Here is a 10,984-nt window from a genome sequence, read left to right on the forward strand (position 1 = left end):
TCTCCAAATTATTTTGAAAATAGGTTTATATGTCTTTCAATTTTTCCGATTTAGCTTTCAAAGCTGCGGCGATCAGCCGCTTTGTCCCCGAACTCTTCAAGTCCGGAATCATTACCCACCACGACGGAATCACTCCCCTGATCAAGGCAGGGCCAATCCTGACCCGCTACCGCTTCACCACGGCGCGCGAGCTCGAGCAGGGCTACATCACCTGTCCAGATCGCATTGCGCTTATCGATGACGACGGCACCCTCACCTACCGCCAACTGCGCAATAACGCGCAGACCCTCGCCAAGCACTTGCGCGCGCTCGACCTGCCGGAGATCCGCCTCGGTGTCATGGCTCGCAACGGCCGCGGCATCATTATCCCGCTCGGTGCCAAAGGCTACGCGGGTGCCCACATCTTCCTACTCAACGTGGGTTCCTCTCCGGAACAGCTAGCCGGTTGCATCGAAGAAAACAACATCAACGTCCTCGCTATCGATGACGAATTCATCGACCGTCTCGATCCGGCCTATTACGAGAAGCTCGAGGTCATCATCAGCCACGACTCGGGCGCGGAACATTATGGATTGCGCACGCTAAGCGACGTCGTCAAGCACCCCGAGGCCGTCTCCCAGGTCCGCCTGGACAAGTACCCCAAGCATGGCCACATCGTGCTGATGTCTTCCGGCACCACCGGCATCCCGAAGGGCATCATGCGTCCAGAGCCGACCCTGCCGGTCGTGCTTGCCTCCATCGTGGGCAACATCCCGTGGCGCGCAAACCAGAAGGTGCAGATGACGGCGTCCATCTTCCACACTTGGGGTTGGGCCTGCATCAACATCGCGCTGGGTCTGCGCAACACCATCGTGACCCGCCGCGACTTTGACCCGGAGCTGGCGCTCGATGATATTCAGCGCTATAAGCTCGACGGCCTGCTATCCTCCCCCGTCTTTTTCCGTGCGATGGTCGAAGTGGACCCATCTGGGCGCTACGACACCTCTTCGTTAAAGTTCATCGCTTCTGCAGGCCACGCGCTCACGCCGCAGATTGTGGAGGAAACCAACGGGCGCTTCGGACCCATTCTGTGCAACGTATACGGCTCCACGGAGCTCGCGCTCGCCTCCACGGCGACGATGGAAGAGGTGGCCAAGGACCCGACCACCGGCGGCAAGGTGGCTTCGGGCACGAAGCTGCGCATCCTCGACGAGGAGGGCATCGAGGTGCCGCGCGGCGAGGTCGGCGAGATTTACCTGACCAACTCCACCGCGTTGATTGGCTACACCAACCCGAAGATCAAGCTAAACAAGATTGACGGGCTGATTTCCATCGGCGACTTGGGCTACATCGACGAGCAGGGTTACCTGCACGTGGTGGGTCGCGCCGACGACATGATTATCGTCGGCGGCGAGAACGTTCACCCGCAGTCGGTCACTGAGATTCTGGAAGCGATGCCGGGCATCCACGAGGTGCACGCCGGCGGCGTGGAGGACGAGAAGACCTTCCAGCGCATCGCGGTGTGGGCTGTGACCACCAAGGATTCGCTGGGCAAGTCCGTGACGGCAGAAACCATCCGCGAATGGGTGCGCGAGAACCTCGCCGACCACTCGGTGCCGCGCGATGTCCACTTCCTGGACAAACTTCCGCGCAACGCTACGGGCAAGGTTGTCCCGCGCTTGCTGCAGAGCTAACGAGAGCTAACGCTTTCCTACTTCTCCCCCTCCCTCCGCCATCCTCTAGCAAATACCCAGGGGTGGAAATGCAGCTTTCTGGTGGATTGCGGGGCGTCGGCAAGCACGTGCGGTGGCGAGCAGGAAGTCTGTAGTTCCAGGTCTGGGTAACTAGCCAGGAAGCACTAAACCCGCCTCTTACAGATAAGAAGGCGGGTTCTTTTTGAGCCGCTTGTGAGAATCGAACTCACGACCTTTTCATTACGAGTGAAATGCTCTACCGACTGAGCTAAAGCGGCACACTGCATATGCAGCAAAAGGGATTCTATCGCAGTGCTGGCGGGTTCCGGAAATCGCGTGTGGATCGGCGTCGGAAAGCAGGCTCTAGCGGGCCAAACGCAACCGCCCCACCATGCCGTCGAAGGCCACTTGGGGGTTGGCGTTCTGCAGAAGTTGTTCACGGCAGGTGCGAATCGCGGACTGCGCCGCGAGCAGACCGTCCTCGCTCACGCGCTTGGCCAGTTCGCCTGCCAATCCAGCAAAATCCGGGTGCGTCATCTCCACTTGGGCACCGACCTTGAGCATGAGGGCATCGCGGTAGATTCCCGCTAGATCGATGAGCGCCATGTCCAAGCCGTCCGTAATCCGGCGCTTGGCGCGCTTCTTGTGCAAATCCTCGAGCTCCTTGAGGGCCGACTTGGCGTCGCGCTGTGCCCGGGCCGCACCTTTACCTTTGGCACCCACGCCAAAGGACTGCTCCAGCTTGGCCAGCTCCTCCGCATCCTGCTCGGCGCGGGAATTTTTGGCGTCGGTCTCCACGAACTTCAGCAATGCCGTTACTGCTTGGAAAGCCTGCGACCCGCGGAAGACCTCCTCGGCCAGGTTGATGGCCATGGCGCGACGCTTCTGCACGCCGGGATCCTGCACCAAGTGACGCGCGCGGCCCACGTGGCGCAGGCTGGTCACGGCGGCCAGGCGGGCGTCGTGCTCGCTGGCGCCCTCGGCGATGAGCTGCTTGACGATGCCGTCGACGCTCGGTGCCGGGATATAGAGGTGGCGGCAGCGTGATCGCAGGGTCTGGGAAAAGTCCTGCGGGTCCTCCGACGGGGCGACCATGATGATGACCGTGCGCTCCGGCGGCTCCTCAACAGTCTTGAGAAGCGCGTTGGCGGCCTCGTTGCGGAAGCGATCGGCCTTATTGAAGATGACCACGCGCCACGGCGCCACGCTGGGAAGGCTCGCGGCGCGGCCGATCACCTCGCGGGCCTCGCCCACGGTGATGAATTGTTCTTGGGGGTCCACGTAGACCAAGTCGGTGTGTTTTTGTTGCTCGAGTACGCCGCGGCAGGCCTCGCACTGGCCGCAGCCAGGGTCCCCATTTTCGTCAGCGCTAGTGCACATCAACGCAGCCGCGAAGCAGAGCGCAGCCAGGGACCTTCCAGCCCCCGGCGGGCCCGTGAACAGCCACGAGTGGCTCATGGCACGCGGGGCCCCCTCCCCGCGGGCTGCCCGCGCGGCGGCCAGGATTGTGTGGGCCACCGCCGGGGTATCTGCCAATCGTTGTGCAACGCTTCCGGTATTCACTCGCCCTAGCCTACTGGGATAACTAAAGTAATAAATCATGAACAGACTACTGCGTGGCGCCCGCTGGCTTATGGGCACCCAATGGCCGATGTACGCCACGCTCGTTCTGGGATCTAACATCGTCGGCGCCATCGCGATTATGACCTTCGTGGTCTTCTTCCTGCCGATGCCGGAAATCAAGGACTTCACCTCCGACGTGCCCCACCTCGAGCTCGTCGGCGTCCTATACGTGACCTTCGCTGTGGTGATCGGCATCGCGGTTACCCTGCTGCTTTTCCGTCCGGTGCTGGATTGGCAGCGCAATCCCGACGCCCATGATCCCAACATGGTGCGCAACCTCGTGCTACGCATCCCGGTCTACCAAGCCGCGGTGGCGGCCTTGGTGTGGGTCATCGGCATCATCCTCGCCATAGTTATCGCCTCGCAGTCCTCGGGCCGTTTGGGTCTGGTGGTCGGTGTGTCCACCACCTTGGCGGGACTGCTGGTGGTCCTGCTGACCTACCTGCAAGCCGAGCGTCTGGTGCGCCCAGTAGCCGCACAGGCCGTGGCGCGTCGCTTCGAGGACTCCACGCTGGAGCCGCCCATCAAGTACCGCCTCATCTTTACCTGGGTGATGACGTCGGGCATTCCTTTGATCGGAATCGTGCTCGTTCTGCTGGGCCAGCGCGCGGGACTGTTTAGCGATAACTCCACCGACATCATGCCCGCGGTAATCGCCCTTGCGCTGACCGCCTTGGGAACAGGTTTTACCGGTACCGTCTTCGCGATGATGAGCGTGGTTGACCCCATCCTGGAGCTGCAGGACGCTATCAACCGCGTGCGCCGCGGCGATGACAACGTGCAGGTGGACATCTACGACGGATCCGAGTTGGGCGTGCTGCAGGCAGGTTTTAACGAGATGATGCGCGGCCTGCGCGAGCGCCAACGCGTACGCGATATCTTCGGCCGCTATGTGGGCACGGAGGTGGCCCAGCGCGCACTGGAGGAACGCCCCGAGTTGGGCGGCGAGGACCGCAAGGTAGCCGTTCTTTTCATCGACGTCATCGGCTCCACCACCTTCGCGGTCAACCACACCCCAGAGGAGGTCGTCGAAGAGCTCAACAAGTTCTTCGAGCACGTAGTCGAAGTGGTGCACCGCAACAAGGGCATCATCAACAAGTTCCAGGGCGATGCCGCGCTGGCCGTATTCGGCGCTCCGCTTAACGTCTACGACGCTAACTCCATGGCGCTGCAGGCGGCGCGCGAGCTGCGTCAGGAGCTGCGTGGCTTGGAGCTGCAGGCAGGCATCGGCGTCGCGGCGGGTCACGTGGTGGCCGGCCACATCGGCGGCGCAGATCGCTTCGAGTACACCGTCATCGGTGACGCAGTAAACGAGGCGGCGCGCCTGACCGAGCTGGCCAAGGACACCCCGGGCCAAGTGCTGACTAACTCCGCCACGCTGCGCGGTGCCAACGAGGCTGAACAGGCGCGTTGGACCATGATGAAGTCCATTGAGCTGCGCGGACGACGCCGCATGACGCGACTGGCACGCCCTATCCGCCCCACGCTTGCTGAGCGCGCGGAACAATAGCGGAGTAGTCGCGGCACAGTAGCCGAGAATTAGTTTCATAAGATCTGTAACATGCGGCCCATGACCTCCGCAGTGTCTCAGTCTCGACCTCGCATGATCGTGCCCGACGTAGCTCGTGGCATGGCTCTTCTCGGCATCGCCCTAGCCAACGTCTGCACTGGGTGGATTACCACCACCCATCCAGACGGCCAGTATTTCGGCGGCATCGATTCTGGCAACGTGTGGGATAAAGCAACTGTGCTCTTTACCGCGATGTTCGCGCATAACCGCGGTTTGCCGATGTTCTCCACGCTCCTGGGCTTCGGTATCGGGCTTATCACCCTGAGCCTTTGGCGCCGCGGCTTCCCGCTCGGCCAGGCGCGCATGGTCATCATCAAGCGCTACGGCTTCCTGGCCGTTTTCGGCATTATCCACCTGGTGTTTATCTTCTATGGCGACATCATGTTTTTCTACGGCTGCTGTGCTTTGGTCATCAGCATGTTTATTTCCCTGCACGATAAAACTCTCAAGAAGATCGCTTATACCCTGCTGACCATCATTACGGTCCTTGGAATCGGTGCGTTTGTGTTTACGCTTTTGGTTCCGGAATCAGGCATGAATTACGTCCTCTTTTCCGAGCTTCCCCAATCCTATGGGAAGTTGGTGCTGGATGGATTATTGATGCTGTTGGGGCAGGCTGTTAGCGCCGTGCCGTTCATGCTCATGTACGGACCCATCATGTTGGTGGGCTTTACGTGGGCGCGCCAGGGCACGCTTGCCGACGTCGCGTCTCACCGCACCGAGCTGCGCATCTGGGCAGGCATTACAGCAGTGATCATCTTGGGCGTGGGCCTGCCGTGGGGCCTTGCTACTATCGGCGTGCTCCCCGCGGAAGTCGAGGGGGCCTTCTTTCAGCTCAACACCTTCGTCGGCGTGATTACCGGCCCGGGCATCCTGGCGATGCTCGCGCTGGTGCTAGAGAAGGTGCAGACACTGCCTTGGTGGCTGTGGCCATTTAGTGCGCTGGGTAAGCGCTCGATGAGCGGCTACATCATGCAGTCGATCATCTTCTTCGCGGTGATTTTCCCGTTCACCTTGAACATCGGCTCCCAGTTCTATGCCTCCGGCTTGGCCTTGTTGGCGGTGGGCAACTGGCTGCTCACTCTGCTGCTGGCCTGCCTTCTCGAATACTTTGGCAAGCCGGGCCCGTTCGAGTGGCTGCATCGCCGAATTTCTTATGGCAAGACGATGCGGCCAGAACTAAAAAGGCAGCCGCCTAGTGGCATTGAATCACCCGTCAGTGGCGCTCCAGTGCATCAACCAGAAGGAAATGTCCAAGCACGCGGCTAGCGGCCTCGGCGGCGCCCAGCAGGCGGCTATCGCGCAGCGGGTTGACGGGCAGGGTGCGTGCAAGGGTAAGCCCCTCTGAAAAGAGGATGAGGTTGGCGCCGTGGCTCGCTCCCTTCGTGGCGTCTGCACGCAAGGCTGGATCCCCTGCGAGCGCCGAAGTGGCGGCAACAGCCGCACCAGCCACTGCGGTGGCCGCGCGGTAGCGGCCCTTAGATACGGCAAGGCCGCCAGCCCACGCGCCGATGCGCAGGCCCCAGCCCAGCTTGTCGTTGCGCTGCGCGCGCAAAAGATACAGATAAGCCCCGTGATGCAAGGCAATGGCGGCAATGCCCAGAGCATTCGGTTCGCCGCGCTTGCAGTACTGGCCCACCGAACCGGCAGCAAGGCCACCGCGCAGCACCGGGTTCGCCGTTTGGGCGCATAGAGTAGCTATTACTGCGGCGTCGAGAAGCCGGGGCTCAAACCCGAAGATGCGCGCCCAAGCGCTGGCCTCCCCAGCAGCTAGAAAACCAAGGCGCGCGGGGTGGCCGGCGGGATCGGTGATTGCGGGATATACCGCCCGCCACAGCGCGGCGGCGCCCTGTTCAGTGCGTTTCAGGAAGTCCATCGCTACTTGCGGCTGCCTGCCTTGACCACGTTTTTAGTGCCTGGCGAAGGCTTCTTCGCCGACTTCTTGGTTGCCTTCTTCGTGGATTTCTTGGTCGATTTTTTGGTCGACTTCTTCCCAGCCTTCTTGGTGGTCTTCTTACCGCCATCCGCGGCTTCCTTGGCACGGCGCTCGGACAACAGCTCGTTGGCGCGGGCGTCGGTAAGCGTTGCTGGATCGTCGCCGCGGCGCAGCGAAGCATTCGTGGTGCCGTCGGTGACGTACGGGCCGAAGCGGCCATCCTTGACGGACATCGGCTTGCCGGAGACGTCATTGTCACCCAGCTGCTTCAGCGGCGGCTGCGCGGCGGCGCGGCCACGGCGCTTCGGCTCCGCGTAGATGCGGCGCGCCTCGTCCAAGGTGATGGAGAAGATCTGCTCTTCGTTAGCCAGCGAGCGGGAATCACTGCTCTTCTTCAGGTACGGGCCGTAGCGGCCGTTCTGCGCAGTGATGACTTCGTTGTCGGAAGGATCCACGCCCACCTCACGCGGCAGGGACAGCAGCTTGAGCGCCTCTTCCAAGGTGACAGAAGATGGCTCCATCGAGCTAAACAGCGAAGCAGTGCCCGGCTTGAGCTTTTCGTCGATGTACTCGGCGATGCGCTTTTCCTTCTGCTTTTCCGCAGTCTTGGTCTCCCAGTTCTTGGCGCGCTTGCCTTCCTCGGCGCGCTGCTTGTCTTCGGCCTCGCGCTCCTGCTTGACCACCTCGAGGGCCTCGGCCTCGGCCTTTTCGCGCTCATCGTCGCGCACCTGCTCGGTCACGTAAGGACCAAAGCGGCCTTCCTTGGCCACGACCATGCGCCCGTTAGCAGGGTTCTCACCCAGCTCGCGGCCGCCCTGCGGGGTGGCGAAGAGCTTCTCTGCGAACTCCTCGTTGAGCTCATCCGGGGTGGTGGTCTCAGAAAGGTTGGCGCGCTGGTACTCAGGCGTGCCGTCCTCGTTGGTGCCCACGACGCGCTCGATGTACGGGCCATAGCGGCCCACGCGCACGAAGACGTCGCGGCCTTCCGAGTCGGTGTAAAGCTTCAGCGAGTTGACCTGGCGGGCGTCGATGGCCTCGAGGTTGATGTCGATGAGCGACTTCAGACCGCCGTGGCGGGCAATCGAGTCCGCCTTCTGGTCCTTGGCTGCGGCGTTGCCGAAGTAGAAGCCATTGAGCCAGTCGGTTCCGTTCTCGGTGCCGGCGGCGATGGCGTCGAGCTCGTCCTCCATGGAGGAGGTGAAGTCGTAGTCCACCAGCTCGGTGAAGTTGTTTTCCATCAGGCCGATGACCGCGAAGGCAACCCAGGACGGAACCAGGGCGTTGCCGCGGGAAAGCACGTAGCCGCGGTCCTGGATGGTCTTGATGATGGAGGCGTACGTCGACGGGCGGCCGATGCCTAGGTCTTCCATCTTCTTAACCAAGCTGGCCTCGGTGTAGCGAGCCGGCGGGTTGGTGGAGTGGCCGTCTGCTGTCACCTTGGTGGCGGCGAGGTCATCGCCCTCGTCCAGGTGCGGCAGGCGGGACTCGCCGTCGGAATTCTTGGCAGCCACATCTTCGTAAGCCTTGAGGAAGCCCGGGAAGGTGATGGTGCGGCCGGTGGCAGAGAACTCCACGTCCTGAGCGCCCTCGGAGGTGGTGGCGGTGGACGCCACGGTGACCTTCATGGAGGTGCCCTTGGCGTCAGCCATCTGGGAAGCCACGGTGCGCTTCCAGATGAGCTCGTAGAGCTTGAACTCCTCCGCGTCGAGCCTGCCGGAGAGCTCGCCCGGGGTGGCGAACTTCTCGCCGGCTGGGCGGATAGCCTCGTGGGCCTCCTGGGAGTTTTTCACCTTGCGGTCGTAGATGCGCGGCGCCTCAGAGACGTACTCCGAACCAAAAATGGAGCTTGCGGCCCCACGCGCGGCGTTGAGCCCCTGCTTGGACAGCGAGGTCGAGTCGGTACGCATATAGGTGATGTGACCGTTTTCGTAGAGACGCTGCGCGATACGCATGGTGCGCTCGGAGGTGTAGTGCAGGCGACGGCCTGCCTCCTGCTGCAGCGTCGAAGTCATGAACGGCGCATAAGGCTTGCGGGTATATGGCTTGTGCTCGACGCTGGAAACGTCGAAGGTGGCGCCCTGGAGGGCGTCGGCAAGCGCGTGCGCCTGCGCCTGCTTGACGACGACCACCTCATCACCCTTGAGCTGGCCCCTATCGTCGAAGTCACGACCCAAGGCAACGCGCTTGCCGTCGATGGCGGTCAGGCGGGCGTCGAACTCCTCCTTAGCATTGCCCTGCGTCTGCAGGGAAGCGGTCAGGTCCCAATACTCAGCAGAGATGAACGCCATGCGCTCACGCTCGCGCTCGACGATGACGCGGGTAGCAACGGACTGCACGCGGCCGGCGGACAGGCGCGGCATGACCTTCTTCCACAGAACCGGGGACACCTCGTAGCCGTAGAGGCGGTCAAGGATGCGGCGGGTTTCCTGGGCATCGATGAGGTTCTCGTCGAGCTCACGGGTGTTTTCTGCCGCCTCCAAGATGGCGGACTTGGTGATCTCGTTGAAGACCATTCGGCGCACAGGGACCTTGGGCTTGAGAACCTCGAGCAGGTGCCAAGCGATGGCTTCGCCCTCGCGGTCCGGGTCTGTTGCGAGGTAGAGCTGATCGCACTGCTTCAGCTTGGCCTTGAGGTCTGCGACCTTCTTCTTTTTCTCCTGGCTGATGACGTACAGCGGGGTGAAGTTGTCCTCAGGGTTCACGCCGAGGCGGGCCCAGGATTCCTTCTTGTACTTCGCAGGGACGTCAGCAGCGCCGCGTGGAAGATCGCGGATGTGCCCCACGGAGGCTTCAACAATGTATTTGTCGCCTAGGTAGGGCTGGATCTTCTTAGCCTTGGTCGCTGACTCGACGATGACCAGGGTTTTCCCGGCTGCTTCTGCCACTCGACTTCATCCCTTTCGATGACGCGATATCATGTCGCTGTTTCAAACCCTTTTTAGCGCTTCAGGATCGCGCACAATAAAAGGCAATTGAGCAATAGCGTACACAGTTCTTTTTCTCTGTACTTATTAGGGCAGCTGCGCTGCCTTGTTTAAGCGCGGTTATACTGGTCGCTTTACAGCCAGCTGTAGCTTTGGGGGCCACGTTTCCTGACAGCGCCTCAGCACAGGGCACAATAAAAGGCACACTAACACGAACAGCACGCCCGATGGGGAGGAATGATGGTTGCATCCGTCACCGCATGGATCGAAATGGTCATGCTCACCCAATGGGTATACCCGCTGGTGGGAAGCCTAATCTTCCTAGACTGTTTCTTCCCCGTCCTCCCCTCTGAAATCCCACTCAATATGGTGGGTGCTTGGTCCGCGTCGCAGGGGTACCCGCACGTCCCCACTATGTTCTTCGTCGCATTGGTGGCAGCCATTCTGGGCGATAATCTCTGTTTCCTTCTGGGAACCCGCTTAATGGCCTTGGTCAACCGCGTTCAAAAGGGCTCCAAAGCCTACGAGGGCCTAGCGTGGGTCAAGCGCAACATGCGCCGCGGCGGTGGCGCCGCAATCATCATTGCCCGCTTCATTCCCTCAGCGCGACTATTCATGACCATTCTGTTGGGTTCGATGCGCTATCCGTGGCCGCTGTTTTTCTTCTTCGACACCATAGGCGTCTCCATCTGGGCTGCCCAAGCGCTAGCCATTGGCTATGTGGGAGGTATGGCCTTCTCCGATTCGCCGGCGCTCGCGATGGTGGTCAGTATTATCGCCGCAATCATCATCGGCTTTGGCCTACAGAAGGTTCAAAACGCTCTGCTGGAATGGTGGGATACCCACCGCGGATACGCAGAAACCCCCTAGGAAAATCATTCCTAAGGGGTTGCGCGAATTAAAGTTTTAGAGAGCAGTCACGTTCTGTGCCTGCAGGCCCTTCTGCCCCTCAGCTACCTCGAAAGAGACCTTCTGGTTCTCTTCGAGGGTACGGAAGCCGTTGCCCTGAATCTCGGAGTAGTGAACGAAGATGTCGCCGGAGCCATCTTCCATCTCGATAAAGCCGTAGCCCTTTTCTGCGTTGAAGAACTTGACGGTACCTTGTGCCATGGTGTTAAACCTTCTATGTGAGTGTCCACTCGGTGTGGACGAAAAATTGGATTGTGGAAAACAAATCTTCGCCAGCACTAACAAAAAGAAAAACACTGAGCCAAGAATTCATCGGCCTGCCTCCCAGTGTGGCACGTTTGTTCAGTAG

At 61.0% G+C, this 10,984-nt stretch carries 8 protein-coding genes and 1 tRNA gene; 4 read left to right on the forward strand and 5 right to left on the reverse strand.

Features of this window, described 5'->3' with window-relative positions:
- The first annotated feature begins 29 nt into the window (after window positions 1-29).
- Window positions 30-1,673: an AMP-binding protein gene (locus HMPREF3148_RS10755; RefSeq protein WP_049151258.1), complete on the forward strand. Its 1,644-nt coding sequence runs from the start codon at window positions 30-32 to the stop codon at window positions 1,671-1,673.
- Window positions 1,674-1,878: 205 nt separating this feature from the next.
- On the opposite strand, the gene HMPREF3148_RS10760 is transcribed toward HMPREF3148_RS10755, so the two are convergent.
- Both HMPREF3148_RS10760 and HMPREF3148_RS10765 read right to left on the reverse strand, forming a co-directional pair.
- Window positions 1,879-1,951, reverse strand: a tRNA-Thr gene (locus HMPREF3148_RS10760).
- Window positions 1,952-2,036: 85 nt separating this feature from the next.
- A complete protein-coding gene (locus HMPREF3148_RS10765; RefSeq protein WP_080969933.1) occupies window positions 2,037-3,275 on the reverse strand; it encodes a DNA polymerase III subunit delta' in 1,239 nt (412 codons plus the stop codon).
- Here HMPREF3148_RS10765 and HMPREF3148_RS10770 point away from each other — a divergent pair.
- Together HMPREF3148_RS10770 and HMPREF3148_RS10775 are read left to right on the forward strand one after the other, a co-directional pair.
- Window positions 3,274-4,806 (forward strand): adenylate/guanylate cyclase domain-containing protein, encoded by a 1,533-nt coding sequence (locus tag HMPREF3148_RS10770; RefSeq protein ID WP_070509120.1) that lies wholly within the window; start codon window positions 3,274-3,276, stop codon window positions 4,804-4,806. The two genes, HMPREF3148_RS10765 and HMPREF3148_RS10770, sit on opposite strands and share 2 nt — an antisense overlap.
- Before the next feature lie 60 nt (window positions 4,807-4,866).
- On the forward strand, window positions 4,867-6,135 hold the full coding sequence (locus HMPREF3148_RS10775; RefSeq protein ID WP_235590984.1) for a DUF418 domain-containing protein: 1,269 nt from the start codon (window positions 4,867-4,869) through the stop codon (window positions 6,133-6,135).
- Here the strand turns inward: HMPREF3148_RS10775 and HMPREF3148_RS10780 are convergent.
- Both HMPREF3148_RS10780 and topA read right to left on the reverse strand, forming a co-directional pair.
- Window positions 6,083-6,742 carry a hypothetical protein gene (locus tag HMPREF3148_RS10780; RefSeq protein WP_049151261.1) on the reverse strand — a complete coding sequence of 220 codons (660 nt, stop codon included), beginning with the start codon at window positions 6,740-6,742 and terminating at the stop codon, window positions 6,083-6,085. The two genes, HMPREF3148_RS10775 and HMPREF3148_RS10780, sit on opposite strands and share 53 nt — an antisense overlap.
- 2 nt (window positions 6,743-6,744) lie before the next feature.
- Complete coding sequence (gene topA, locus HMPREF3148_RS10785) at window positions 6,745-9,687, reverse strand: type I DNA topoisomerase (RefSeq protein ID WP_049151263.1); 2,943 nt, start codon at window positions 9,685-9,687, stop codon at window positions 6,745-6,747.
- A gap of 279 nt (window positions 9,688-9,966) precedes the next feature.
- Here topA and HMPREF3148_RS10790 point away from each other — a divergent pair, with 279 nt between their 5' ends.
- Window positions 9,967-10,596 (forward strand): DedA family protein, encoded by a 630-nt coding sequence (locus tag HMPREF3148_RS10790; RefSeq protein WP_049147268.1) that lies wholly within the window; start codon window positions 9,967-9,969, stop codon window positions 10,594-10,596.
- Between the two features lie 36 nt (window positions 10,597-10,632).
- Here the strand turns inward: HMPREF3148_RS10790 and HMPREF3148_RS10795 are convergent, their stop codons facing one another.
- The gene (locus HMPREF3148_RS10795; RefSeq protein WP_005531231.1) at window positions 10,633-10,836 is read right to left on the reverse strand and encodes a cold-shock protein; all 204 of its coding nucleotides are present in this window, start codon (window positions 10,834-10,836) and stop codon (window positions 10,633-10,635) included.
- Window positions 10,837-10,984 lie beyond the last annotated feature (148 nt).

Origin of the sequence: Corynebacterium sp. HMSC05D08, from assembly GCF_001807215.1 — a bacterium.
GTDB classification, from domain to species: Bacteria; Actinomycetota; Actinomycetes; order Mycobacteriales; family Mycobacteriaceae; genus Corynebacterium; species Corynebacterium striatum.